The organism is Mumia flava (assembly GCF_002797495.1).
Lineage (GTDB): Bacteria > Actinomycetota > Actinomycetes > Propionibacteriales > Nocardioidaceae > Mumia > Mumia flava.
Window position 1 is genome coordinate 811,841 of the sequence record NZ_PGEZ01000001.1, and the last position, 25,211, is coordinate 837,051.

25 protein-coding genes are annotated in these 25,211 nt (G+C 73.1%); 10 read left to right on the forward strand and 15 right to left on the reverse strand.

The window, feature by feature from the left end; genetic code table 11:
• Nucleotides 1-10 precede the first annotated feature (10 nt).
• The 12 genes from CLV56_RS03855 to CLV56_RS03910 form a co-directional block, all read right to left on the reverse strand.
• Nucleotides 11-1,198, reverse strand: coding sequence for an acyl-CoA dehydrogenase family protein (locus CLV56_RS03855; RefSeq protein WP_039345695.1), 1,188 nt, complete (start codon nucleotides 1,196-1,198; stop codon nucleotides 11-13).
• Nucleotides 1,195-2,385: a CaiB/BaiF CoA transferase family protein gene (locus CLV56_RS03860; RefSeq protein WP_100414415.1), complete on the reverse strand. Its 1,191-nt coding sequence runs from the start codon at nucleotides 2,383-2,385 to the stop codon at nucleotides 1,195-1,197. The genes CLV56_RS03855 and CLV56_RS03860 overlap by 4 nt, the downstream gene beginning before the upstream one ends.
• On the reverse strand, nucleotides 2,382-3,731 hold the full coding sequence (locus CLV56_RS03865; protein ID WP_039345696.1) for an NAD-dependent succinate-semialdehyde dehydrogenase: 1,350 nt from the start codon (nucleotides 3,729-3,731) through the stop codon (nucleotides 2,382-2,384). Before CLV56_RS03865 ends, CLV56_RS03860 begins: the two co-directional genes overlap by 4 nt.
• The gene (locus CLV56_RS03870) at nucleotides 3,709-4,539 is read right to left on the reverse strand and encodes a gamma-glutamyl-gamma-aminobutyrate hydrolase family protein (protein ID WP_211287968.1); all 831 of its coding nucleotides are present in this window, start codon (nucleotides 4,537-4,539) and stop codon (nucleotides 3,709-3,711) included. Before CLV56_RS03870 ends, CLV56_RS03865 begins: the two co-directional genes overlap by 23 nt.
• Nucleotides 4,536-5,255: a gamma-glutamyl-gamma-aminobutyrate hydrolase family protein gene (locus CLV56_RS03875; RefSeq protein WP_211287969.1), complete on the reverse strand. Its 720-nt coding sequence runs from the start codon at nucleotides 5,253-5,255 to the stop codon at nucleotides 4,536-4,538. The genes CLV56_RS03870 and CLV56_RS03875 overlap by 4 nt, the downstream gene beginning before the upstream one ends.
• Nucleotides 5,248-5,961: a substrate-binding periplasmic protein gene (locus CLV56_RS03880; protein ID WP_039345699.1), complete on the reverse strand. Its 714-nt coding sequence runs from the start codon at nucleotides 5,959-5,961 to the stop codon at nucleotides 5,248-5,250. The genes CLV56_RS03875 and CLV56_RS03880 overlap by 8 nt, the downstream gene beginning before the upstream one ends.
• Complete coding sequence (locus CLV56_RS03885) at nucleotides 5,958-7,346, reverse strand: glutamine synthetase family protein (RefSeq protein ID WP_039345701.1); 1,389 nt, start codon at nucleotides 7,344-7,346, stop codon at nucleotides 5,958-5,960. The genes CLV56_RS03880 and CLV56_RS03885 overlap by 4 nt, the downstream gene beginning before the upstream one ends.
• A gap of 25 nt (nucleotides 7,347-7,371) precedes the next feature.
• Nucleotides 7,372-8,595, reverse strand: a complete 1,224-nt coding sequence (locus CLV56_RS03890) for an NAD(P)/FAD-dependent oxidoreductase (RefSeq protein ID WP_039345704.1) — start codon at nucleotides 8,593-8,595, stop codon at nucleotides 7,372-7,374.
• Nucleotides 8,592-8,783, reverse strand: coding sequence for a ferredoxin (locus CLV56_RS03895; protein WP_039345707.1), 192 nt, complete (start codon nucleotides 8,781-8,783; stop codon nucleotides 8,592-8,594). The genes CLV56_RS03890 and CLV56_RS03895 overlap by 4 nt, the downstream gene beginning before the upstream one ends.
• 23 nt (nucleotides 8,784-8,806) lie before the next feature.
• Nucleotides 8,807-10,006, reverse strand: a complete 1,200-nt coding sequence (locus tag CLV56_RS03900) for a cytochrome P450 (RefSeq protein ID WP_039345710.1) — start codon at nucleotides 10,004-10,006, stop codon at nucleotides 8,807-8,809.
• A gap of 69 nt (nucleotides 10,007-10,075) precedes the next feature.
• Entirely contained in the window at nucleotides 10,076-10,837 is a 762-nt protein-coding gene (locus CLV56_RS03905) for a cache domain-containing protein (RefSeq protein ID WP_100414416.1), read from the reverse strand.
• Nucleotides 10,834-11,574 carry a FadR/GntR family transcriptional regulator gene (locus CLV56_RS03910; RefSeq protein ID WP_039345713.1) on the reverse strand — a complete coding sequence of 247 codons (741 nt, stop codon included), beginning with the start codon at nucleotides 11,572-11,574 and terminating at the stop codon, nucleotides 10,834-10,836. The genes CLV56_RS03905 and CLV56_RS03910 overlap by 4 nt, the downstream gene beginning before the upstream one ends.
• Nucleotides 11,575-11,751: 177 nt before the next feature.
• Between CLV56_RS03910 and CLV56_RS03915 the strand changes: the two genes are divergently transcribed.
• Nucleotides 11,752-13,269: an APC family permease gene (locus CLV56_RS03915; RefSeq protein ID WP_039345715.1), complete on the forward strand. Its 1,518-nt coding sequence runs from the start codon at nucleotides 11,752-11,754 to the stop codon at nucleotides 13,267-13,269.
• Nucleotides 13,270-13,344: 75 nt separating this feature from the next.
• A complete protein-coding gene (locus CLV56_RS03920; protein ID WP_100415030.1) occupies nucleotides 13,345-14,130 on the forward strand; it encodes a type 1 glutamine amidotransferase in 786 nt (261 codons plus the stop codon).
• Here CLV56_RS03920 and CLV56_RS03925 read toward each other — a convergent pair.
• From CLV56_RS03925 to CLV56_RS03935, 3 genes are read right to left on the reverse strand one after another with little or no spacing between them, the layout of a single operon-like run.
• Entirely contained in the window at nucleotides 14,107-14,535 is a 429-nt protein-coding gene (locus CLV56_RS03925) for a MerR family transcriptional regulator (protein ID WP_039345718.1), read from the reverse strand. The two genes, CLV56_RS03920 and CLV56_RS03925, sit on opposite strands and share 24 nt — an antisense overlap.
• Nucleotides 14,522-14,860: a hypothetical protein gene (locus CLV56_RS03930; RefSeq protein WP_039345721.1), complete on the reverse strand. Its 339-nt coding sequence runs from the start codon at nucleotides 14,858-14,860 to the stop codon at nucleotides 14,522-14,524. Before CLV56_RS03930 ends, CLV56_RS03925 begins: the two co-directional genes overlap by 14 nt.
• Before the next feature lie 37 nt (nucleotides 14,861-14,897).
• Nucleotides 14,898-15,974: an AraC family transcriptional regulator gene (locus tag CLV56_RS03935; protein ID WP_039345725.1), complete on the reverse strand. Its 1,077-nt coding sequence runs from the start codon at nucleotides 15,972-15,974 to the stop codon at nucleotides 14,898-14,900.
• 70 nt (nucleotides 15,975-16,044) lie between these two features.
• On the opposite strand from CLV56_RS03935, the gene CLV56_RS03940 reads away from it, so the two are divergent.
• The 8 genes from CLV56_RS03940 (at nucleotide 16,045) to CLV56_RS03975 (ending at nucleotide 25,142) form a co-directional block, all read left to right on the forward strand.
• Nucleotides 16,045-17,523, forward strand: coding sequence for a flavin-containing monooxygenase (locus tag CLV56_RS03940; RefSeq protein WP_039345727.1), 1,479 nt, complete (start codon nucleotides 16,045-16,047; stop codon nucleotides 17,521-17,523).
• Entirely contained in the window at nucleotides 17,520-18,137 is a 618-nt protein-coding gene (locus tag CLV56_RS03945; protein ID WP_039345730.1) for an acetoacetate decarboxylase family protein, read from the forward strand. Before CLV56_RS03940 ends, CLV56_RS03945 begins: the two co-directional genes overlap by 4 nt.
• Before the next feature lie 79 nt (nucleotides 18,138-18,216).
• Entirely contained in the window at nucleotides 18,217-20,325 is a 2,109-nt protein-coding gene (locus tag CLV56_RS03950) for a heavy metal translocating P-type ATPase (RefSeq protein WP_100414417.1), read from the forward strand.
• A gap of 32 nt (nucleotides 20,326-20,357) precedes the next feature.
• Nucleotides 20,358-20,831: a DUF6153 family protein gene (locus tag CLV56_RS03955; RefSeq protein WP_100414418.1), complete on the forward strand. Its 474-nt coding sequence runs from the start codon at nucleotides 20,358-20,360 to the stop codon at nucleotides 20,829-20,831.
• Nucleotides 20,832-20,908: 77 nt separating this feature from the next.
• Complete coding sequence (locus CLV56_RS03960; protein WP_039345733.1) at nucleotides 20,909-21,508, forward strand: DUF305 domain-containing protein; 600 nt, start codon at nucleotides 20,909-20,911, stop codon at nucleotides 21,506-21,508.
• A gap of 93 nt (nucleotides 21,509-21,601) precedes the next feature.
• Nucleotides 21,602-22,648, forward strand: coding sequence for a zinc-binding dehydrogenase (locus CLV56_RS03965; protein ID WP_039345910.1), 1,047 nt, complete (start codon nucleotides 21,602-21,604; stop codon nucleotides 22,646-22,648).
• Nucleotides 22,649-22,719: 71 nt separating this feature from the next.
• The gene (locus tag CLV56_RS03970) at nucleotides 22,720-23,142 is read left to right on the forward strand and encodes a cyclic nucleotide-binding domain-containing protein (RefSeq protein ID WP_039345736.1); all 423 of its coding nucleotides are present in this window, start codon (nucleotides 22,720-22,722) and stop codon (nucleotides 23,140-23,142) included.
• Nucleotides 23,139-25,142 carry a hypothetical protein gene (locus tag CLV56_RS03975; protein ID WP_039345739.1) on the forward strand — a complete coding sequence of 668 codons (2,004 nt, stop codon included), beginning with the start codon at nucleotides 23,139-23,141 and terminating at the stop codon, nucleotides 25,140-25,142. The genes CLV56_RS03970 and CLV56_RS03975 overlap by 4 nt, the downstream gene beginning before the upstream one ends.
• The last annotated feature ends 69 nt before the right edge of the window (nucleotides 25,143-25,211 follow it).

Consider the following 25,211-nt stretch of genomic DNA (forward strand, 5'->3'; position numbering starts at 1 on the left):
ATAGGTCGGCTCAGCGGAACGCGGGGTGCCCGGTCATCGCCTGCCCGACGACGAGGGTGTGCATCTCCACCGTCCCCTCGTAGGTCAGCACGGACTCGAGGTTGTTCATGTGCCGGATCACCGGGTACTCCAGGGAGATCCCGTTCGCGCCGAGCACGGTCCGGGCCGTACGACAGATCTCGAGCGCCTCGCGCACGTTGTTCAGCTTGCCCAGGCTCACCTGCTCCGGACGCAGCGCACCGGCATCCTTGCGGCGGCCGAGGTGCAGGGCGAGCAGCAGGCCCTTGGTGTACTCGAGGTTCATGTCGACGAGCTTCTGCTGGGTGAGCTGGAACGCCGAGATCGGCCGTCCGAACTGCACCCGCTCGCCGGCGTAGTCCAGCGCCGCCTCCAGGCACGACCGCGCGGCCCCCAGCGCTCCCCAGACGATCCCGTACCGCGCCTCGTTGAGGCAGCTCAGCGGCCCTCGCAGCCCGACCACCTCGGGCAGGACGGCATCGCCCGGCAGCCGGACGCCGTCCAGCACCAGCTCGCTCGTCACCGACGCCCGCAACGACTGCTTGTGCTTGATCTCCGGTGCGCTGAAGCCGGTCGTCGTCGTCGGCACCACGAAGCCGCGGACGCCCTCGTCGGTCTGCGCCCACACGACCGCCACGTCGGCGACGGTGCCGTTCGTGATCCACATCTTGCGGCCGTCGAGCACCCAGTCGGAGCCGTCGCGACGCGCCCGGGTCCGCATGCTGCCCGGGTCCGACCCGGCGTCGGGCTCGGTCAGCCCGAAGCAGCCGATCGCCTCGCCGGCCGCCATCCGCGGCAGCCACTCCTGCTTGTGCTGCTCGCTCCCCCAGCGCCAGATCGCGAACATCGCGAGCGACCCCTGGACGGAGACCAGCGACCGGATCCCCGAGTCGGTCGCCTCGAGCTCGAGGCACGCGAGCCCGTACTCCGTCGCCGACATGCCCGCGCAGCCGTACCCCTCCAGGTGCATCCCGAGCACACCGAGGCTGCCGAGCTCCTTGGCGAGCCCGCGGACGTCGTCGATCGACCCGCGCTCGAACCAGTCCGCGACGTACGGGTCGATCCGCTCGTCGCACAGCTGACGGACCGACGCGCGGACCGCCAGCTCGTCCGGGCTCAGCAGGTCGTCGATGCCGGCGAGGTCGAGCGGCTCGACCGGACGGCGGGTGGTGGTGCTCATCGGGACTCCTCGGTCAGGAAGCGGCGGACGTGGTCGTTGTGCTCGCCCAGGCGCGGAGGCGGCGCGTAGGCCGAGACGGGGGTGGCGGAGAAGCTGATCGGGTTGCGGACCTGGTGCGGGTCGTCGGCACCGACGGGCACCGTCGGCTCCAGGCCGAGACGCTCGGCGAGGGCGAACCCGTCGGCGATGCTCCCGACCTTCCCCGTGGGGACACCGACCGCGCTGAGCCGTTCGACCCAGACGTCCACGGTGTCGTCCGCGAGCGGACCTTCGAGCTCGGCGACGAGCGCCGCCCGGTGGCCGACCCGGTCGGCGTTGGTCGCGAAGCGCGGGTCGTCGGCCAGCTCCGGGCGCCCCAGCACCGCGGTCAGCCGTCCGAACTGGCGGTCGTTGCCGCAGCACACCGCCAGGTCGCCGTCCTTCGCGGCGAGCGTCTCGTACGGCGCGATCGAGGGGTGCTGGTTGCCCATCCGGGTCGGGGCACGGCCCGTGGCGAGGTAGGACGAGGCCTGGTTGGCGAGCGAGCCCAGCAGGCTGGAGAGGAGGTTGACCTCCACGCGTTGCCCGCTCCCGGTGCGTTCGCGCGCCTGCAGCGCCGCGAGGATGCCGATCGTGGCGTCCTTCGCGGTCAGCACGTCGACGAGCGCGACCCCGGCCTTCGTCGGCGCGTCGTCACCGGTGATGCTCATCAGGCCGCCGACGGCCTGGACCAGGAAGTCGTAGCCCGCGAGGTCGGCTCCGCCGGCGGTGCCGAAGCCGGTGATCGACGCGTAGACGGCCCGGGGGTTGATCGCGCGGACGGACTCGTACCCCAGACCGTGCCGGTCCAGCGTGCCGACCCGGAAGTTCTCGATCAGCACGTCGCAGCGCGCGGCGAGCTCGTGGGCGAGCGCGCGGTCGCCCGGGTCGGCGAGGTCGAGCTCGACCGACTTCTTGGACCGGTTCGCGCAGGCGAAGTACGAGCTGCCGGTCTGCGTCCACGGCGGACCCCAGTGCCGGGTGTCGTCCCCGGTGCCGGGGCGCTCGACCTTGATCACCTCCGCGCCGAGGTCGGCCAGCATGACCGCGGCGAGCGGGCCCGCGAGGACGCGGCTGAAGTCCGCGACCAGCACGCCGTCGAGCGGGCGCGCGGACGGTGCCGCGCTCCCGCCCGACGACGGTGCCGCCGCTGGGTCCGCGTGCGTCACGACGGCTCGATCGTCCGGATCAGCTTCTTGTTGACGAACTCCTCGATGCCGTACCGGCCGAGCTCGCGACCGAAGCCGGAGCGCTTCACCCCGCCGAAGGGCAGCTCGACCCCGTCCGCGTTGACGCCGTTGACGAAGACCATCCCGACGTCGAGCTGGTCGGCGACACGGCGCGCCTGGTCGGCGTCCGGGGTGAAGACGTACGACCCCAGACCGTACGGGGTGTCGTTCGCCACCCGGATCGCGTCCGCCTCCGACGAGACCCGGAAGACCATCGCCACCGGCCCGAACAGCTCCTCGCCGAAGACCGGGTTGTCCTCGGTGACGTCGGTCAGCAGACCCGAGGGGAAGAACGCGCCGTCGCGCTCGCCGCTGGTCCGCAGCTTCGCCCCGCCCGCGACCGCACGATCGATCTGCTCGGCGAGCCGGTCGGCGGCCGCGACCGACGACAGCGGCGTCGCCGGCGCGGCCTCGGCCAGCGCGTCGCCGAACAGCGCGACGAACTCGTCGTACAGCGCGTCGATCACGATGAAGCGCTTGCCGGCGTTGCAGGCCTGGCCGGTGTTGTAGACCCGCGCGTCGACCGCGGCCTGCACCGTGGCGGGCAGGTCGTCGGCGCCGAGCACCACGAACGGGTCGGACCCGCCGAGCTCGAGCACGACCTTCTTCAGGTGGCGGCCGGCGATCTCGGCCACCGCCGCGCCCGCCCGCTCCGAGCCGGTCAGCGACACGCCCTGCACGCGCGAGTCGGCGATCATCGTCGCGACCTGCTCGTTGGTCGCGTACACGTTCACGTAGGCACCGTCGGGATAGCCCGCGTCGTCCATGATCGCCTGGAGCGCGGCGGCCGACTCCGGGCACTGCGGGGCGTGCTTGAGCACGATCGTGTTGCCGGTGACGAGGTTCGGGCCGGCGAACCGCGCGACCTGGTAGGCCGGGAAGTTCCACGGCATGATCCCGAGCAGCACGCCCACCGGGCTCCGCCGGATCACCGCGTCGCCGCCGCCGTCGAGCAGCGCGATCGGCTCGTCGGCGAGGAAGCGTGCTGCGTTGTCGGCGTAGTAGCGGTAGATCGCCGCGCTGAACTCCACCTCGCCACGGGCCTCGTCCTCGGGCTTGCCCATCTCGCGGACGATGATCGCGGCGAGCTCGTCGACGCGCTCCTCGTGGAGGTCCGCGACGCGCCCGAGCAGCCGGGCGCGCTCGGCGACGTCGGTCGTGCGGCCCCAGCCGCGCGCCGCGCCGTACGCGCGGGTGAGCGCCTGCTCGATCTGCTCGTCGGTGGCGGTCGGGTAGGTCCGGACGAGCTCGCCCGAACGGGGGTCACGTACTGAGTACTCGGTCATCTTCTCCAACACCTCTCGTGGGGGTCGTGGGTTCGCGTGCGGCGCACGCCTCGACGAAGCTGCGGAACAGGCGCATCCGGTCCCGGGTCGGCCCGTCGTCGTCCTCGGGGTGCCACTGCACCCCGATCGTCCACCGGGACGGGTCCTCGAAGCCCTCGATCACCCCGTCGCGCGCCCGCGCCGCCAGGACCAGCCCGGCGCCGAGGACCGCGACCGCCTGGTGGTGGCCCGACCGGGCGATCACGCGGTCGACGCCGAGGATCGACAGCAGCCGGGTCTCGCCGACGATGCCGATCTCCTCGTCGAGGAACATCGGCTCGCCCGGTCCGCCGCGGTGCAGCGCGTAGTCGGTGATGTCCGGCACGATCGTGCCGCCGCGATGGACGTTGATCAGCTGCGAGCCGCGGCAGATCCCCAGCACCGGCAGACCGCCCGACTCGGCGGCGTCGATGGCGGCCATCGCATCGTGGTCCGCGCGGCGGTCCGTGCCGTAGGAGTTGGGCACGTCGAGGCCGGGCGCTCCGTAGCAGGCGGGGTCGATGTCGCCGCCGCCGAGCAGCAGCAGCCCGTCGCAGCGCTGCACGGCCGCCGGGTCGGCGAGCGGACCGGAGGTGTCGAACAGCTCGAAGGACGCCCCGAGGGCGGTCAACGTCGCGAGCGTGACCCGGGTGAACCGGCGGACCAGCGCCGCGACCGCCTCGTCCATGTCCGGGAAGTTCAGCGAGACCAGCACGGCGACCCGCGCGACCGGGTCGTCGGGAGGCTCGATCCCGGCGAGCACCTCCTCGAGGCGGACGACGACGCTCACCTCGACACCATCCGCTTCTGCGCGCGCTCGACCAGATCGGCGAAGAGCGCGGCGTCGGTCGCCGAGGTCGCGTGGAGGTCCTCGGGGTGCCACTGCACGGCGACGACGTCAGCGGTGCGGTGCTCGACCGCCTCGACCACGCCGTCGTCCGACCTCGCCGTCACCACGAGGTCGGGCGCGACCACGTCCAGCGCCTGGTGGTGGTACGACGACACGTCGATCCGCGCCGCCCCGACGATCGAGCGCAGCCGCGAGCCCGGCGCCACGTCGACCTCGTGGACGGAGTCGTGGTGGGCGACCCCGTCCTCGGTCACGTGCTGGTGCAGGGTCCCGCCGAGCGCGACGTTGAGGACCTGCATCCCGCGGCACACGGCCAGCGACGGCAGCCCGACCTCCACCATGGCCCGGGCGGTGGCGAGGTCGAGGTCGTCCTGGAACGCGACCACCGCGGTGGTCAGCGGGTGGGGCTCCTGGCCGTAGCGGTCCGGTCCCAGGTCCGCGCCCCCGGGCAGCAGCAGCCCGTCGAACCGCTCGAGCCGCTCGGCCAGACCGGCGCACGGGTCGGCCGCCGGACCGTGGAGCACAGCCGGCTCGCCGCCGGCGGCATGGACCGCCTCGCAGATCGCCTCGGCCGCGAGCGTGGCGCTGAACCGCAGGATCGGCACGGAGTCGGCACGCCGCCCGATCACCGCCACCAGCGGCCGCACGTCACGCACCGCTCTCGAAGGGGTACTCCAGCGTCGGCAACCACTCCTGCCACACGGCCCGGTGCCGGCCGTCGGCGATCACCCGCGCCAGCGCCCCGTCCAGCTCCGCCAGGACGTCCGGCCGGTCCTTGGAGACACCGATCCCCCACCGGTTCCCGGTCCTGACCGTGAACGCGAGCTCGAAGCGCGGGTCGCTCTCGCCGAGCGGGACGAACACGACGTCGTCGTCGACGACCGCGTCCACCTCCTCCTTCTCGAGCGCGGCCAGCATGTCGGCGTACACGTCGTCGCTGCCGCCGGAGCCGAAGGGCACGGGAACCGCACCGGTGAACGTCTGCGCGAGCGCGAGGTTCGTGCTGCCCTCGATCGCCGCCACCGGCCTGCCGACCAGGTCGGCCGGTCCGGCGATCCCCGACCCGCGCCGCACCAGCACGCCCTCGTGGAACACGGCGTACGGCCGGGTGAAGTCGACCTGCTCCTGGCGCGACTCCGTGATCCCCTGCCCGCAGAGCACGCCGTCGGCGTCCCCGGCCTGGACGGCCGGGATCATCTCGGTCCACGGAACGCGCACCCACGCGACCGTACGGCCGAGCTCGGCCGCGATCAGGTCCGCGACCGCGGGCTCGTACCCGCCGCGGCCGGACTCGTCCGAGTACGGCGTGAACAGCGGCGGAGCGTCGGCGTCGATGCACGCCAGCCTCAGGACCCCGCTCACGGCGCGTCGTCCCAGTAGGTCGCGAGCTCCCAGTCGGTGACCGCGCCGCAGAAGCGCGCCCACTCGTCGGCGTGGTAGTCGACCAGCAGTCCGCTCAGCTCCTCGCCGAGCGCCGCGGTGAGGACCGCGTCGTCGCGGAACGCGCCGATCGCCTCCCCGAGCGTGGTCGGCAGCCGCCCGAAGCGCTGGTCGTCCGGCGCGTCGTAGGACGATCCCGAGGTGGGGGCGCCGGGGTCGGTGTCGTTCTTCAGCCCGTCCTCGCACGCGGCCAGGATCACGGCGTGCGACAGGTACGGGTTGACGGCCGCGTCGGGGAGCTTGTACTCCAGACGGCCGTTCGCCGACAGCCGGACCGTGCAGGTCTTGTTGTCCAGGCCCCAGTTGATCCGCGAGGGCGCGAACTGCCCGGCGTCCCAGTAGCGCTTGTACGAGTTCACCGTCGAGCCGTTGATCAGCATCGCCCCCGCGGAGTGGGCCAGCAGCCCGCCGAGCGCGTGCTGGCCGACCTCCGAGAGGTGCAGCTCGGTGACGCCCGGGTCCTCCAGGACGTTGACGCCGTCGCGCCAGAAGCTGAGGTTGTGGTGACAGCCGTTGCCCATCATCCCGGTGGCGGGCTTCGGCATGAAGCTCGCCTCGATCCCCAGCTCCCGGGCGACCTGCTTGCAGACCTGGCGGTACGTGACCAGGCGGTCGGCGGTCAGGTCCGCGCGGTCGTACATGAAGTTGAGCTCGATCTGGTACTCGTCCTCGTAGTCGCCCTCGATCATGTCGAGGCCGAGCGCCTGCGCGTACGCGATCACCTTGGCGACGATCGGACGGTTCCGCTCGAGGTGCTCGATGTGGTAAGCCGGGCTGGACTCCGGACGGAACCGACCCTCGAGCCCGTCCCCCTTCCAGGTCATCTCCGGCTCGCAGCCGGTCCGCATCTCCAGGCCGGTCCGCTCGGTGAACTCGCGGTGCACCCGGGCGAGCACGCCGCGGCTGTCCGCCGCGTACGGTGCACCGGCGAGGCCGGCGGACAGGTGGTCGGGCTCGTAGAGCCGGCAGAACACCCGGGCGAAGTCGTGGTCCCAGGGGAGGACGGCGAACGTGTCGAGGTCCGGGAGCGCGGTGTACTCGGCGGCCCCGACACCGCCGCCGAGGAGCACGCCCTCGCGGGTCGTCTGGAGGTTCGCCGCCGCCGTGCGGTGCTGCTGCACGCCCTTCACCGCGAGCCGCTCGAGGTGGGTCGCGGGGACGACCTTGCCGACGACGCGTCCGGTGATGCTGACGGCCTGGAAGTACACGTACTTCACGCCGCGGTCGCGGATCGTGTCGAGGGCGGCGACGAGGTCCGGGCTCGCGGCGTTGAGCTGCCGATGCTGGTCGAGTGCGCTGGTGGTCATGGGACTTCCTCTGGTCGAAGGCGGGTCACGCGGGCACGAGGGCCGCGAGGTCGTTGCGGAGGTCGCGCTGGCGCGCCGGGGTCAGGTTGACGGCGATCCGGCCGACGAGCCGGCCGTCGCGGCGGTACGTCGCGAGGACGCCGTCGACGAGGCCGTCGGGATCGCCCTCGGAGATCGCGACCTCGTCGGCCAGGGCCGGCGAGCCGAAGCTCTGCAGGCGCAGGTCGAGCTGGTCGCTCCAGAACGAGGGGACGGGGCAGAACGGCTCCGGGTCCGGCCGCTCGCCACGCATGAGGGCGACGAGCGTCGCCGCCGCGCGCTTCGCGGTGTCGGTGGGGATCGACCAGTGCTCGACCCGTCGCGGCTCGTCGTCGAAGAGCGGGTTGGGGAACCGTGCGACGTCGCCGACGGCGACGACGCGCTCGGCGCCGACGGCCGCCAAGGCGTTGTCGGTCAGGACGCCGTCGGTCAGGTCCAGCGGGCCACCGGCCAGCCACCCGACGTTGCAGACCGATCCGACCGCCTCGACGACGTGGTCGGCGGCGAGGAGCTCACCGGTGGTCAGGGCGACGCCCTCGACCCGTTCGTCCCCGGCGAACCCGGTGACACCCGCGCCGAGCCGGAACCGGATCCCGTGGCTCTCGTGGTGCCGCTGCACCGCGGCCGCCAGCTCCGGACCGAGCACGCGCTCCATCGGGCGCCCGGCAGGCTCCACGACGGTCACCTCGTGACCGAGCCGGCGCAGCGTCGAGGCGACCTCGCACCCGACGAAGCCCGCGCCGACCACGACGACCGTCGCGGGGCCGGACCGCGCGAGCGCGGTCCGCAGCGTGTGACAGTCCTCGACGGTGCGCAGCACGTGACGTCCGACGACCGGACCGGGGACGTCGAGCCAGCGGGGCCGCAGGCCGGTGGCGACGACCAGGCCGTCGTAGGCGACGGCAGAGCCGGAGGCGGTGCGGAGGGTCTGCTGCGCGAGGTCAGCGGCGACGACCGCGTCGCCCAGCCGGAAGTCGACGTCCGCGACGCTCCTGCGACGGCGGAACGCGAGCCGCTCGGCGAGCTCGGCCGGCGTCGCGGGCTCGGCCCCGGCGAGCACCTCCTTCGACAGCGGAGGCCGGTTGTACGGGAGGTGCTGCTCCGCGCCGAGGACGGTGATCGCTCCGGCGTGACCGGCGGCGCGCAGCTGCTCGGCCGCGCGCAGGCCGGCCAGGGAGGCGCCGACCACGACCGCGTGCTGGCTGCTCATCGGTCCGCGATCAGGATCGCCTGGACGGGGCACACGTCGGCCGCCTCCTCGACGAACTCGAGCAGCTCGTCGGACGGCGTGGAGTCGTACTCCAGGCGGCCCTCGTCGTTGATGGCGAAAACCTCGGGCGCGGCGATCGCGCACTGACCGTGGTCCTGGCACAGGCCCAGGTCGACCGTGACCTTCATGGTGTCTCCTCGTGGTGGTCGGGTCAGGCCGGCGTGAAGCCGACCGGCAGCCGGGTCGGACCGGTGTTGCCGGAGTCGGGCAGCCAGTCGTCGCCGGGCAGCAGACGGATGTCGCGCATCCGCCGGGCGAGCAGGGGCAGCGCCTCGCTCATGTCGGAGCGCGCGACGAAGTGCCCGAGGCAGTGGTGGGCTCCGCCGCCGAACCCGAAGTGCGGCTTGCGCTCGGCGGTGAGGTCGAAGCCGGCCGTGAACGTCCGGGGATCGGTGCCGGCCGACTCGCTGAACAGGTGCAGGGTCGTACCCGTGCGCAGCTCGACGCCCTGGAACTCGAAGTCCTCGAGCACCTCCCGGGTCACCCAGCGCACGGTGGGGTTGACCCGCATCACCTCCTCGACGGCAGCGCGCCCGAGATCGGGACGCTCGGCCAGCAGCTCCCACTGGTCGAGGTGGCGGCTGAAGGTCTGCATCGCGAGCCCGAGCTGGTTGCGGGTGGTGTCGAAGCCGCCGAAGATCAGCAGCACCATCGCGTCGCGCAGCTCGGTGTCGCTCAGCCGTCCGTCCTCGGCGCGGGCGGCGTGGACGAGAGCGGTGACGAAGTCGTCGCGGGGATGCGCGCGCCGGTCGGCGATCAGCTCGTCGCAGTAGGCGTACAGCCGCTCGAGCGCACCCTCGATCTGCGGCAGGTCGTCGGCGATCGTGACGCCCATCGCGAGCCCCAGCGTGACGGACTCACGAGCGATGATCGGCCACTCGTCCTCGGAGATCCCGAGCATGATCGCGATGACGCGCGCCGCGTACGGCTCGGCGAACTCGCTCACGAACTCGCACCGGTCCGGCTCGGCGAAGCCGTCGATCAGCTCGGTCGCGAGCGCCTGGAAGCGCGGGACCAGCCCGCCGATCAGCTTCGGCGAGAACGCCGGGTTCATCAGGCGGCGCAGCCGGTGGTGCTCCGCACCCTCCTTGTTCAGGATCCAGCTCGCCCACCAGCGCGCGAACGGGCCCTCGGTCACGCCGTTGTGAGCGGGCCACGCGACGCTGCCCTGCCGCAGCCTGGGGTGCTTGAGCAGGCGGCTCATCTCGTCGTAGCGCAGCACCGCCAGCCCGTACGGGGTGGTCGCGTACCAGCTCTGCTCGCGCGCGTCGTGCACCGCGTCGGAGGTGATCGAGAAGGCGGGGTCGGTGACGTCGAGGACCGGCGCCTCATCGGTGGCGAGGGTCTGCATCGAATACCTCCAAAGCCAGAGTCTCAGGACGACCTTTCGCCTAAGACTCTAAAAATGGAGGTATATCTGTCAAGACCTTCGGCCGAACTCTTTTCGCAGCTCCTGGTCCGTCGTCGCCACCGTCCAGCCGATCCCGAGCGGGATCTCGGCGACTGCGCTGATCGCGGCGCCGTCGACCGGATCACCCACCTGCGGGGCGCTGCGCAGGCGCGCTCCGGGGATCCAGCGCGCGGTGTTCGCGACGATCACGCGTCGCTCGGCGTTGACGACGACGGCCTCGAACTCGGCGCGTCGCAGCGCGGCGACGAGACGGCGCTCGAGCTCCTCGAACAGCAGGTCGACGCCGACCACGCCGACGAAGCGGCCCTCGATCTCGACGGGGACCGTCGCGGTGATGACGTAGCGCTCGGAGCCGGAGTAGTCGAAGTACGGGCCGTAGGCGACGCGGTCCGGGCCGTCGGCGCCGTACTGGAACCACTCCATCTCCACGTAGTCGTAGACGTCGATGCTCGAGCGGTCGAAGTTGAGCAGCAGCCGCGACGTGCGACCCTCGTGCTGCTGCCACCAGAGCATGTAGCGGTCCTGGCCGTCGACCAGCCCCGGCGCGGCGAGGAACCCCATCCCGACCTGCACGGGGTCGTCGCCGATCCGCTCCTCGATCTGGGTCCGGACGTCACGCATCTGCGCCTCCGACCAGCCGGTCGCACCCGGCGGGCAGCTGCGCTGCACGGCGCTCGCGAGGCCGTCGAGCCGCTCGAAGGCGGGCGCGACGATCCGCGCCAGGGTCTCGGCTGCGACGCCGGCGCCGTCGTGGGGGTCTGCGCTGCTCACGTCGTTGCTCCTTCCTCGATCAGCTGGAGATGTCGCTGCACCAGGCGTCGCAGGTTGCCTGCGACGTGGTCCTCGGCCAGCCTGCGCGCGGCCTCGGGGTCCTCACCGGTCACGGCCACGGCGATCGCGTGGTGCTCCTCGACCGTGCCGGTCACGTCCGACTCGGCGTCCGAGGGGAGCCAGAGCATCCCGGAGACCTCGGCCTGGAGACCGACCTCGCGCCGCGCGAGTCGGGTCGACTGCGACGCCACGGCGATCTCGATGTGGAAGCGGCAGTCGGCGCGGATCCGGTCGCCGCGGTTGTCCGCCGAGCCGAGCTGGTCGGTGAGCGTGAACAGCCGTCGCACGTTGGCCGACGACGCACGCTCGGCCGCGAGCCGCGCCGCCTGCCCGGCGACCGCGACGTGCTCGTCGACCAGGTCGCGGATGCCCGAGACCGACATCTCGGCCAGCCGCTGCTTCAGCGGACCGACCGGCGGCGACTGCGGTCGCCGTACGAACGAGCCGCCGTGGCGGCCCCGGCGGGTCTCGACCAGCCCCTCGTCGCGCAGGGCCGCGAGCGCGTCACGCACGGTCATCGGCGCCACCCCGAACTGGGCTGCCAGCTCGACCTCGGTCGGCAGCTTCTCACCGTCGCTCAGCAGGCCGAGGTGGATCGCCTCGCTGACCCGCGCGACGACCTCGTCGGCGCGACCGCCGGTGGAGGGGGGTGCGAGCAGCGGCGTCAGGCCGGACATGCGGTCTCCTTCTGCGGACGCGGGCGCTGCGAGCGCCGGTGGCGACGTCGTCATGTTAAGGGCGCGTAAGACCTCCGCGACAGTCGCAGCACACCCCTTGACCCTAAATCCCACAAAATTGTAGTCTTTCGCCGTCTGTTACCCGGGTCACAGTGCCCACCACCGACAGGAATGCGTATGTCAACTCCGACGAGGCCGGCCGGCGAGGCCGACGGCTACTACGAGTACGAAGACCAGTCCGACGCCGCCCACCTCCACGCGCTGGGCTACGAGTCCGACTTCCGACGCGACATGAGCCCGTGGGCCAACTTCTCCCTCGGCTTCACCTACTTGTCGCCGGTCGTGGGCGTCTACACCCTCTTCGCCTTCGCCCTCGCGACCGGCGGTCCCCCGATGATCTGGAGCTTCGTCATCGTCGGGCTCGGTCAGCTGATGGTCGCCCTCGTGTTCAGCGAGGTCGTCGCCCAGTACCCGGTGGCCGGCGGGGTCTACCCGTGGGCGCGACGATTGTGGGGGCGCCGCTACGCCTGGATGACCGGCTGGGTCTACATGGTCGCCCTCCTGGTCACGATCGCCTCGGTCGTCTACGGAGCCGGCCCGTACATCGCCGCCACCTTCGGCTTCGACGCGAGCGTCAACACGACGATCCTCTGCGCGCTCGGGCTGCTGCTCCTCGCGACCCTGATCAACCTGATGGGCACCCGCGTCCTCGCGACGGCCGCGATGATCGGGTTCACGGCCGAGATCCTCGGCGCCCTCGTCGTGGGCGGCTGGCTGCTCATCGCGCACCGCGAGCAGTCCTTCGGCGTCCTGTTCGACACGTTCGGCACCGAGGGAGACGGCAGCTACCTGCCGGCCTTCGCGGCCGCCGCCCTGATCGGCATCTACCAGTACTACGGCTTCGAGGCGTGCGGTGACGTCGCCGAGGAGGTCAAGGACCCGGGCCGCCTGATCCCGAAGGCCATGCGCCGCACCATCTACATCGGCGGAGCAGCCGCGACGTTCGTGTGCCTCGCCCTCGTCCTGGCCGTGACCGACATCGGCGCAGTGATCTCGGGCGAGGACGCCGACCCGGTCAGCACCGTGCTGAACGAGGCCTTCGGCTCGACCGGCGCCAAGATCGTCCTCCTCGTCGTGCTGCTGTCGTTCCTGTCGTGCGCGATCAGCCTCCAGGCTGCCGCGTCCCGGCTGGCGTACTCCTACGGCCGCGACGACATGATCATGGGCAGCTCGCTGCTGAAGAAGTTCTCGGCCAAGCGCCACGTCCCGCCGTACGCCCTGATCGTCGCGGCCGTCGTGCCGGCGGTGATCGTGATCGGCTCGAAGGTCTCCGAGGACGCGATCACGAAGATCATCAGCTTCGCCGCCCTCGGGATCTACCTGGGCTTCCAGATGGTCGTGCTGGCCGCGCTCCGCGCGCGCCTGAAGGGCTGGGTCCCGAGCGGGAAGTACACCCTGGGCGCGTGGGGCCTGCCCGTCAACATCGCCGCCCTGGTCTACGGCGTGGTCGCGATGATCAACATGGCCTGGCCGCGGACCCCCGACGCGGCCTGGTACGACAACTGGATCGTCGCCCTGTCCGGGCTCGTCGTGGTCGCGGTCGGCCTGATCTACATGGCCGTCCACCCGCTGCACGACCGCAGCACCGCGCCGTACGACGACGCGATCCCGAAGAAGGATCACGTCGCGCGCTGACCGCGCTCCGTGGTGGGGTGGGGGTCCGAGGGGGATCCCCACCCCACCGCCGTCCCCGACCGGAAGGCCACGACCGTGCAGGTGCTGGTGATCGCCCACGACCACGTCTCGCCCGCGGGCCACGTCGGGCAGCGGCTCGAGCAGCTCGGCGTCGACCTCGACGTCCACCAGGTCGTGCCCGCCGAGCGGTTCGCCTCCCCGGACGTCGAGCCGCGCTTCCCCGACCCCACCGACTACGACGCCGTCGTCGTGCTCGGATCCCCCTGGTCGGTCTACGACCGGGCGTCGGTCGGCTCGTGGGTCGTCGACGAGCTCGCGCAGCTGCGTCGCGCCGACGCCGCGGGGGTCCCGGTGCTCGGGATCTGCTTCGGCGGTCAGCTCCTCGCCGAGGCCCACGGCGGCACGGTCGCCGCGTCGAGCAGCCCCGAGATCGGCTGGACCGAGGTCACGAGCACGGACCCGCGGATCGTCGCCGACGGGCCGTGGTTCCAGTGGCACTTCGACGCCTGGACGGTGCCGCCCGGTGCGGTCGAGATCGCCCGCAACGCGGCTGCGTCCCAGGCCTTCGTCCTGCGCCGCAACCTCGCGGTGCAGTTCCACCCCGAGCTCGACGGCGCCGTGCTCGCCGGCTGGCTGGCGAGCGGGGACGCCGAGGCCGCCCGCGCCCGCGGGATCGACCCGGACCGCCTCGTCCGCGAGACCGCCGCCGCCGAGGAGCGCAGCCGTGCTCGCGCGCACGCGCTCGTGGACGGCTTCCTCGCGCACGTCGCGGGTCTCGACCCGGTGGCGGATCCCGGCGTGACCGGTCTCCCTCGGCCGGAACCCGCAGCGGGGCCGTCAGCGGTGTCGGGCGGACTCTGACCCGGCGATCCCGGCGAACGGGATCGGGCAGTCCTCCGCCTCGGCGCAGGCCAGGAGATCGGTGCAGCCGGCGTCCACCGCGGCGACCAGCGTCGCGCGCATCGTCTCCAGGTCGGCGACCCGTGCGTCGACCTCGGCGATCTTGGCCCTCGCCCGCGCCTGGAGGCCCGGACCGATCCCTCCGTGGTGGTGCCGTCCGACCTCGAGCAGGTCGGCGACCTCCGCCAGCGTGAAGCCGAGCCGCTGGGCCGCCTTGATCACCCGGAGCGTGACGACGGCGTCGTCGGGGTAGTCCCGATGCCCGCCGTTGCTCCGGCGGGGCTCGGGCAGGAGCCCGCGCCGCTCGTAGTAGCGCAGCGTCTGGAGGTTGACGTCCGCCGCACGGGCGACCTCACCGCTGCGCATCGCCCGGCCCCGCCTCGGCCAGAGCCTGCAGCCCGTCGAGCACCTCGACCTCGGTCTCGGGGACCCCGACCCGCAGCGTGACGGCCCCGCCGACCTCCCGTACGGCGAAGTCGAAGAACGAGCAGCACCGCGTCTCCCGCCGCGTCAGGTCCTCGACGGCTGCGGCCAGTCCGGGCTCGGCCTCGAGCTCGATCCGGAGCACGGTCGGGCGCTCGCGCGACACGAGCGCGCGGCGGGACCCGAACAGGTCCGCGAACTCCGCCACTCGCAGGGGCTGGGCCGCACTCGGAAGGGTGCAGGCGTCCGGTGCCGAGAACGTGGTCATGGCGACCTCCTGGTCGTGTGCCGTCCCTCCCCTCACGCTAGACCTGTACCTGGGTACGGGATGCAAGCCCGGGCCGTGACGCGTCGTCATCACGCCAGCCCGTCGGGGTGACCCCCGTCCACCGGCGGAACGCCGCGATGAAGCTGGACGCCTCGGCGTACCCGAGCCGCAACGCCGCGTCCTCCACCGAGAGCCCCCCGGAGGCGAGCAGCTCCTCGGCCAGCGAGCGGCGCACCTCGTCGAGCAGAGCTCGGTAGGAGGTGCCGGCGTCGGCGAGCCGACGCCTCAGCGTCCGCACGCTCAGGCCGAGGTCGGCCGCCACGACCTCCATGGGCGCACCGGTCAGGACGTGCTGCGTCACGAGCACGCGGACCTGCTGGGCGATGCCGTGCCGCTCGCGGCGTCGGGAGACGACGGCGCGGCACAGACCCTCGGCCGTCGCGCGAGCCTGGGAGTTCCCGAGCGGCAGCGGCTCGGCCAGCAGGGCCGCGTCGAACGCGATCAGGCTGCGGTCCGCCCCGTACGACGGCTCGAGCCCGAGGACCGCGGCGGCCGACCGCGCGGCCCCGGCCGACGGAGCGGGGTGCGTGAACGCGGCGCGGCGCAGCGGGACTCCCCCCGGCCGCAGCTCGTCGAGGCAGGTGTGGATCGCCGCGAGATCGCGCTCGACCAGGAACGAGCGCACGTCGTCCGGCACGCCCTGCTCGTCGAGCGTCACCACGACGTCGTCCCCGTCGAGGTCACCGGCCGGGATCGCGAACGCGAAGCTGAGGTCGACGAACCGGAGGGCGAGGTTCGCTGCCTCGAGCACCGTCCGGCTGCTGAGCAGCGCGAACCCGAAGATCCCGAAGGTCGTGAGGTGGTACCGCGACCCCACGGTCGTCCCCGAGACACCGGGCACCGCCCTGCGGAGGTTGCGAACCACCTGCAGCTCCTGCGCAGCGGTCACCACCTGCTCGTGGTCACCGACGGCGCTCGGCGCGAGGCCGGTCCCGCGGAGGAGCGTCGCGTCGTCGACGCCGTGCTCGCGGCCGCACTCGACCAGGACGGCGATCGCGGTGACCGCGCGCGGGAACGCCCAGTCTCGTGCCGCGGGAGGCTCCAGCCGGATCATGGCCGAAATTATCGATCAGGTGTCCCCCGATGTCTCGCACGTCGCCCCGGCACGCGTCTAGCGTTCCGGCATGGGCCCACGACTCCCCCGCGCGATCGTCGTCGGCGCCGGACTCGGCGGCCTCGGCGCCGCCGCCGAGCTCCGCCGACGCGGCATCGGGGACATCACCGTCCTCGAGCGCGCCGAGGACGTCGGCGGCGTGTGGCGGGACAACCACTACCCCGGGGCGGCGTGCGACGTGCCCTCCTCGCTCTACTCGTGGTCGTGGTCGCCGAACCCCGGCTGGACCCGCCGCTACGCCCGCCAGCCGGAGATCCTCGACTACGTCCGTCGTGAAGCCCGTCGCTCGGGCCTGCTCGACCTCGTCCGGACCGGCGCGAGGGTCACGTCGGCACGCTGGGACGAGTCCGCGGCGACGTGGACCGTCGAGGTCGCCGGCGGCCGGTCGTACGAGGCGGAGCTGCTCGTGATGGCGCAGGGACAGCTCAGCGAGCCGGTGGTCCCCCCGGTCCCCGGCGCCGACCGGTTCGCCGGGCCGGCGTTCCACTCCGCGCGCTGGGACCACGAGGTCGACCTCGCCGGCCGGCGCGTCGCGGTGATCGGGACGGGCGCCAGCGCCATCCAGTTCGTCCCGCGGATCGTCGACGCCGTCGGCGCGATGACGGTCTTCCAGCGGACCGCTCCGTACGTCGTGCCGAAGCTCGACCGGCGCTACACCGCCCTGCACCGGCGCGCGTACGGCCGGTTCCCGAGCACCCAGCGGTTCGGGCGCCGGCTGACCTGGGCACTGTCCGAGCAGCTGAACCGCGCGATGACCGAGCGCGGCCCGCTGGTCGGTGCGCTGGAGACCGTGTGGCGGCTCCAGCTGCGTGCCCAGGTCCGCGACCCGGCGCTGCGTGCCCGGCTCGTCCCCGACTTCCCGCTCGGCTGCAAGCGCCTGCTGTTCTCGAACGACTGGTACCCGGCGCTGACGCGCGACCACGTCGACGTGGTGACCGACGACCTCGTGGGCGTCGAGCGCGACGGCGTCCGCACGGCCGACGGCCGGCTGCACCGCGCGGACGTGCTGATCTGGGGCACGGGCTTCGCCGCGACGCGTTTCCTCGCGGACGTCGACGTGGTCGGCCGCGACGGGGCCAGGATCCACGACGTGTGGCGCGACGGCGCCCGGGCCCACCTCGGGATGACGGTCCCCGGGTTCCCCAACCTGTTCCTCGTCTACGGCCCGAACACGAATCTCGGCGGTTCCTCGATCATCACGATGATGGAGGCGCAGGCCCGCGCGATCGGCCGGGCAGCGGCCGCGCTCGGGGCCGGACGTCGGGCGCTCGAGGTGCGCGCCGACGTCGCCGACGCCTACGACGTCGAGATCCAGGACCGCCTCCGCGACAGCGTCTGGGCGGGCTGCACCAGCTGGTACCGCGAGCGGGGCGGGCGGATCAGCACGAACTGGCCCGGCCTCGTCCGCGAGTACGTCGACCGGGCCGCCGAGCTCGCGCTGGCCGACTTCGTGCCGGAGACCAGCGCGCCGGCCGGTGGCGACCGATGACCGGCCGGGCGTACCCGCCGGAGCCGTGGGACCTGTCCGGCCGCGGCTGGATCACGCTCTGGCGCGTCGCGACGGACGCGGTCCCTCCGCTGCCGCACGGGACCCGTCCGCTGCGCATCGGGCGCACGGCGCTGGCGGTGTCGGTGTTCGTCGACTACGCGCCGTCCGGGCTGCTCGCGTACCACGAGCTGCTCGCCGGCGTCGCCGTACGCCACGGTCGCACGCCGGGACTGTGCATCACCGACATCTGGGTCGACAGCCCCGAGTCGCGGGCCGGCGGTCGGGCGCTCTGGGGGATCCCGAAGGAGCTCGCGTCGTTCGACGACCCGACGGCCGCACGGCTGCCCGGTGGCCCGCCCCTGGCCGCGGCCGCCTTCGGTCCCGGGGGCCGGGCCGTCAGGCTCCCGCTGCCGCTGCGGACCCGCACGATCCAGGCGACGACCGACGGCACCGCCTGGCCCAGCCGGATCGTGGCGCGCGGCACCCTCGCGCGGACGACCGCGGCGTGGCGGATCCCGGCGGCCGGACCCCTCGCGTGGCTGGCCGACGGGCGACCTGTCCTGCACCTGACGGCGCCGGACTTCGCGATGACCTTCGGCCCGTCGCTGCTCTGACGCCCCTCCTCTTGCATCGTCCCTCGTCCGGCGCTACTGTCGGCTGTATACCCCCTAAGGGTATCTTGGAGGAGTGAGGATGAGCACGCAGCACGAGCACGCCGGCCACGACGCCCACCACGAGCACAGCGGCCACGGCGGAGCGGGACACAGCGGACACGGCGACCACGTGGCGATGTTCCGCCGCCTGTTCTGGGGCTCGCTGGTGCTCGCCGTGCCGACCGTGCTGCTGTCGCAGATGTTCGCCGACCTGCTCGGCTACGCGCTGCCGGACGTTCCCGGGATCACGTGGGTCTCCCCCGTCCTCGGCACAGTGCTGTACGGCTGGTTCGGTCGTCCGTTCCTGACCGGCGCCGTCTCCGAGGTCCGGGCCCGCCGGCCCGGGATGATGCTGCTCGTCGCGCTCGCCCTGACCGTCGCCTTCCTCGCCTCCTGGGGCTCGACGCTGGGTCTGCTCGCGCACCACCTGGACTTCTGGTGGGAGCTGGCGCTGCTGGTCGTGATCATGCTGCTCGGCCACTGGATCGAGATGCGCTCCCTGGCCCGGACCACCTCCGCGCTCGACTCGCTCGCGGCCCTGCTCCCGGACGAGGCCGAGCGGGTCGAGGGTGACGGGACCGTGACGGTCGCGCCGGGCGACCTGGAGATCGGCGACGTCGTGCTGGTCCGGCCCGGCGGCAGCGTGCCCGCGGACGGGCGTGTCGTCGACGGCTCGGCTGCGATGGACGAGTCGATGATCACCGGCGAGTCCCGGACCGTGCGGCGCGAGACGGGCGACGACGTCGTCGCCGGCACGGTCGCGACGGACTCCGGACTGCGGGTGGAGGTGACCGCGACCGGCGACGAGACGACCCTGGCCGGGATCCAGAGGCTCGTCTCGGACGCGCAGTCGTCCGGGTCCCGAGCACAGCGGCTGGCCGACACCGCCGCGGGCTGGCTGTTCTGGTTCGCGCTCGGGTCGGCCGTCGTCACGTTCGCCGTCTGGGCGCTGCTCGGGATGCCCGACGAAGGGGTCGTCCGGACCATCACGGTCCTCGTGATCGCCTGCCCGCACGCCCTGGGGCTCGCCATCCCGCTGGTGATCTCGATCTCCACCGAGCGGGCCGCGCGTGGCGGGGTGCTGGTCAAGGACCGGCTCGCGATGGAGGCGATGCGCGGCGTCGACACCGTGCTCTTCGACAAGACCGGGACCCTGACGAAGGGGCAGCCCACGGTCACCGCCGTCGAGCCGGCGCCGGACTCCGCCGCCGACGACGTCCTGGTGCTCGCGGCCGCGGCCGAGGCCGACTCGGAGCACCCGCTCGCCCGGGCGATCGTCCGCGCCGCCGGCGACCGGGACCTCTCCGTACCGTCCGCCCGCGACTTCGCCTCGCACCCGGCGGTGGGCGTCTCGGCGACGGTCGACGGCCACACGGTCCGGGTCGGTGGTCCGGCGCTGCTGGAGCAGGCCGGAGCCGACGAGCTCGCGGTCGCCGCGTCCTGGCGGGACGAGGGCGCGATCATCCTGCACGTCGTCGTCGACGACGCCGTGGCCGGCGCGCTGCGACTCGCGGACGAGATCCGCCCCGAGTCCCGCGCGGCCGTGAGAGCCCTGCACGACCGCGGCGTCGACGTCGTCATGATCACCGGCGACGCCGAGGCGGTCGCACGGGCCGTCGCCGCCGAGCTCGACATCGACCGCGTGTACGCGGGCGTCCGACCGGAGGACAAGTCGTCGAAGGTCACCGAGCTCCAAGGCGAGGGGCGACGGGTCGCCATGGTCGGCGACGGCGTCAACGACGCTCCCGCGCTCGCGACGGCCGACGTCGGGATCGCGATCGGCGCCGGGACCGACGTGGCGATCGGATCGGCCGGCATCATCCTGGCGTCGGACGACCCCCGCTCGGTGCTGTCGGTGATCGAGCTGTCCCGGGCGGCGTACCGCAAGAGCGTGCAGAACCTCGCCTGGGGCGCGGGCTACAACCTGATCGCCGTCCCGCTCGCGGCCGGCGTCCTCGCCCCCGTCGGGTTCGTCCTCCCGATGTCGGTCGGCGCGATCCTGATGTCGCTGTCCACGGTCGTGGTCGCGCTCAACGCGCAGCTGCTGCGCCGCCTGGACCTGTCCCCCGAGGCCGCAGCGCCGCTCGGCGACGGCGCCGACGCCGAGCAGCCGACGGGCGCCCGCAGCGACGCCGTGCACGCGCGATGACCGGCACGGCCCAGCCCCTAGACTGGCCGACGATGACGACACCGGACGCAGCGCAGCGACACCGCCACCGTGCGCTGCTGCGCGTCCTCGGGCTCGTCGCCGCGATCGCCGGAGTGCTCGCGATGCACGGACTGAGCGAGCACGGCGCCGCCCACCACGCACTCGGCGCGGCACCGTCGGCGACCACGACGGAGCACGGTGCAGCCACGGCGTCGAGCGCCGGCGGTTCGCCCCGTACCGCCGACCACGGCCGCGCCCGCACCGACGCCCGCGACGCGATGCACGTCGTCGGGTCGCTCGACGCGAGCGGCACCGCGGCGCTGGCCGTGGCAGGCCTGTGCCTCGCGGTGCTCGCCGCCTTCGCGCTGCGGCTGGTGCTCCGCGGGACGCGAGGTGGGCTGATCGGCATCGCTCCGATCGCACGCAGGTGGGCGCCGATGCGACCACCGGGTCGGAGGTTCCGGCCACCGCCCTGCCTGTACGAGCTGTCGGTCCTGCGGACCTGAGGGGCAGCCCGGTCCGGCGCGCACGTCGCGTCGGGTCCTCAGCCTGCCCATCGACCCACAGCTCCCAGGAGAGACCCATGCTCAAGAAGCTCACCGTGCTCGCCGCGATGCTCGTCGCCACCTCGATGGTGGCGGCGTGCTCGGAGGACGGCGCGTCCGGCCAGACCCGGACAGCCAGCAACGGCGACACCTACAACGACGCCGACGTGACGTTCGCGTCGGACATGATCCCCCACCACGCCCAGGCGCTGGCGATGGTGGACCTCACCCTCGAGCACGACCTCGACCCCGAGGTCCAGCAGCTCGCCGACGACATCCGTGAGGCCCAGTGGCCCGAGATCGAGGAGATGACCGACTGGCTCGAGGACTGGGGCGAGCCCGTTCCCGACACCGTGCGCGACCACGGTCACGCCCACGGCGAGTCCGGATCCGGCGAGGGCGAACCGATGCCCGGGATGATGTCCGCCGACCAGATGGCCGAGCTGGAGGGCGCCGACGGTGACCGTTTCCAGCAGCTGTGGCTGGAGATGATGATCGAGCACCACGAGGGTGCGGTCGCGATGGCCCGCGCCGAGATCTCGGACGGCGCCTTCGACGACGCCGTCGAGCTGGCCGAGTCGGTCGCGTCGTCCCAGACCGAGGAGATCGCCGTGATGGAGGACCTGCTCGGCTCGTGATCGAGCGGTCCACGGTCGGTGGTCCCGGTTGCCGGGACCACCGACCCGGTCGTCAGCCGAATGGGGCTTGATGCCGGTGCCACCATGGCGAGCATGCGGACCATGACGGCACAGGTGCTCACCGCCCACGGCGGACCGGACGTGCTCCAGTGGCACGACGACTGGCCGAGGCCGACGGCGGGCCACGGCCAGGTGCTCGTACGGGTGCGTTCGGCCGCGCTCAACAACACCGACCTGTGGACGCGCGAGGGCGCGTACGGGCTCCCGGGCGACCCGGACGCCCGAGCGGGCTGGCGCGGCCCGATCGCGTTCCCCCGGATCCAGGGCGGTGACATCGCCGGCGAGATCACCGAGGTGGGGGACGGCGTCGACGGGGCGCGGGTCGGGCAGCGGGTCCTCGTCGACCCGGCGCTGTACCGCGACGAGACCCCGGCCGCTCCCCCGGTCGGGCTGCTCGGCAGCGAGGCCGACGGCGGGTTCGCACAGTACGTGGTGGTGCGGGCCGACCAGGCTCACGACGTCACCGGGTCGCCGCTCACCGACGCGGAGCTGGCGACGCTCCCGGTCGCGTACGGGACGGCGATGGGGATGCTCGAACGTGGAGGCGTCGCCGACGGCGAGACCGTCGTCGTCACCGGAGCGTCCGGCGGGGTCGGCCTCGCGCTCGTGCAGCTCGCCTCGGCCCGCGGCGCCCGGGTGATCGCCGTCAGCAGCGCAGCGAAGGCCGAGGGGGTCCGGGCGGCCGGAGCCGCCGAGGTCGTCGACCGCGGCCGCGACGTCGCCGAGCAGGTCCGCATGCTGGCGCCGGACGGGATCGACGCGGTCGCCGACGTGGCCGGCGGGCCGCTGGTCGCCGAGCTCACCCCGCTGGTCCGCGACGACGGGCGGTGGGTCATCGCCGGGGCCGTGGCCGGCGCGGTCGTCGAGTACGACCTGCGCCGGCTGTACCTCCACAACCTCAGCCTGGTCGGGTCGTCGATGCACACGCGCGAGCACTTCGCCACGCTGCTCGACGCCGCCCGCCACGGTGAGGTCAGGCCGGTCGTCGCGGCGCGCTTCCGGCTGGAGGAGCTCGCGGAGGCGCAGGCGACGTTCCAGCGCCACGAGCACATCGGCAAGATCGTCCTGACGGTCGCCTGACGGGCAGGGGCCGCGACGCAGCCCGTGCATTCGTGGGGCGCGATCCTCCCGTACCGTCCTAAACTCCCCTCATGCTGGTCACCGTCGAGCGGGTGGCTCACCTCAGGCACGTCGACCTCTTCGCGGCCACTCCGGACCGTGTCCTGGCCGGGCTCGCGACTGCCCTCGACGAGGTGGAGTTCGCGGCCGGCGAGGTCCTGATCCGCGAGGGCGCCGTCGAGGACTGGCTCTTCGTGGTCGTGACCGGCGACGTCGAGGTCGTGCGCAGCGACCGGCAGGTGCGGCTGGGTCCGGGCTCGGTCGTCGGCGAGCTGGAGGTCCTCGATCCCCAGGCACGGTCCGCGACGGTCACGGCGCTCGGCTCGGTGCTCGCGTTCCGCCTGAGCAGGGCGGCGTTCACCGAAGCCGTCCGCGCCCGCCCCGAGGTCGCGCTCGGCGTCATCACGGAGCTCGTCCGCCGGATCCGCGAGATCCACGCCCCGCCTGCGAGATGAGGACCCGCCTCGCGCTGCTCACCGGGCAGGCGGTCGCCCTGGGGCTGATGGTCGCGTTCCTCGTCGTGCCCGCGAGTGCGCTGTTCCTGTCGCGCTACGGCGCGGACGCACTCCCGTACGCGTACCTGACCGTGGCTGCCGCCGGGGTCGCCGTGTCGGCGTCGATGCGCCGGGCCCAGCTCCGGCTCTCCCTCGCCGCCCTCGCCGCGGTGGTCCTGGCGACCTACCTCGTCGTCGTGCTGGCGGCCTGGATCGCGCTGGAGATCACGGACGCCCTGTGGGTCACCTTCGGCCTGATCGTCCTGTTCCCGCTGATCATCCCGCTCGGGTTCGTCCTGGTCGGCGCCCAGGCCGGCCGGCTGCTGGACGTGCGCCAGATCAAGGCGAGCCTGCCGCGCGTCTTCGCCGGGTTCCCGGCGGGGTTCGCGCTCGGAGGCATCCTCGCGGCCGTCCTCGTCGAACCGCTGGGGGGTCCCGCCCGTCTGCTCGCGCTCGACGTCGTGGTCTGCGCGGTCATGCTCGCGCTGGCCCACGCGACCGCGCGTCGCTTCCCCGGCGAGCTCCGGGTCCGTCCCGACCCCCAGGAGCGCAGCGCCGCACGTCCCCGGCTCCGCCGGATCCGCCCGGACCGGCTCGTCCTCGCCGTCTTCGGCTACCAGGTCCTCGCGGCCGCCCTCACGCAGCTGCTCGACTTCCTGGTCTGGGAGCGCGCGGCGGTCCGCTACCCCGACGTCGGCGATCTCACCCGCTTCCAAGGGCTCTTCGGCGCACTCACGAACGTGCTGGCGATCGCCTTCGTGGTCCTGCTCGCGGGACGGTTGCTGACGCGCTGGGGCGTCGGGTTCGGCCTCGCGGCCAACCCGGCCGCGCTGGCGCTGGTCGCGCTCGCTGCGACGGTCGCGGGCTACGCCGTCGGTGCCGCCGCCACGGCCTTCTTCGTCCTGGTCTGCGCCCAGCAGGTCGTGCACCTCGCACTCATGGACGGAACCACCCGTACGTCGGTGAACGCGACCTACCAGGCGCTGCCCACGCTCGCCCGCCTCCGCGCGCAGACCGCCGTCGAGGCCGCCGGTGTTCCGCTGGCACTCGGGTTCGTCGGGCTGTTCCTGATCCTGCGGCAGTCGCTCGGCCTGGACGTCCGGGTGGTCGAGCTGGTGACGCTCGTGCTGTCGTCGGCGTGGCTGCTCCTGACCCTGTGGGCCCACCGCGAGTACGGCTCCGGCCTGCGGCGACGTCTGGCCGAGCCTCCGTGGCGACCCACGTCCCTGACGATCCGTGACGCGGACCAGCAGGCTGCGGTCGACCGGCTGCTCGCGAGCACCGACCCGGTCGACGTGAGCGTCGGCCGGGCGGCGCTGGTCGACACCGACCAGCCCTGGGGTGTCGCGACCCCCGCCTACCCCTCGCGGTCACGTGACGACGTGCGCACGGCGCTGGAGTCCGAGGCCGCGCGAGCGGCCCAGGTGCTGGCGATGCTCGACCTGATCGACGACGAGCCCCAGACCGCCCCGCTCCGCCAGGCGCTGCGCGACCTGCTCGAGGCCTCGGCGCAGCAGGCGTCCGTCGTCCTCGCCCTCGCGCACGGGCACGAGTCGGTGACGCGGGCGGTCCGTGCGCTCGGCGAGACCGACGAGCGTGGGCTGGCCCTGGAGATGTTCGAGGTCACCCTCGGCCACCGCACCGCGCGTCTGGCACTCGGGCTCGTCGATCCGGTCGGCGACGACCGGGCGCGTGCCGAGGCCCTGGCCGCGTACGCACCGACCACTCCCCTCACGTTGGTGGAGTCCGTGCCGGGCCTGGTCGAGGACGTCGACGACACGTGGGGAGACCCGTGGTTGCGCGTCTGCGCCCTCTACGCGGCACCGGCCACGCTCGGGCCGGCTGCGGCCGCACTCGCGCTCGCACGACTCGACGACCCCGACCCCGTGATGGCCGAGACGGCACGCTGGGTGCTCGCCGAGCTCGCGCGGCCGGTCGACGAGACGCCCGAGCCGGCGTGAGCCCCGTGCCAGCAGCCCTCCGGTGACGCGCGAGCCGGGGAGCCGGTGCGCCGCAGCGACCTGTCGTCT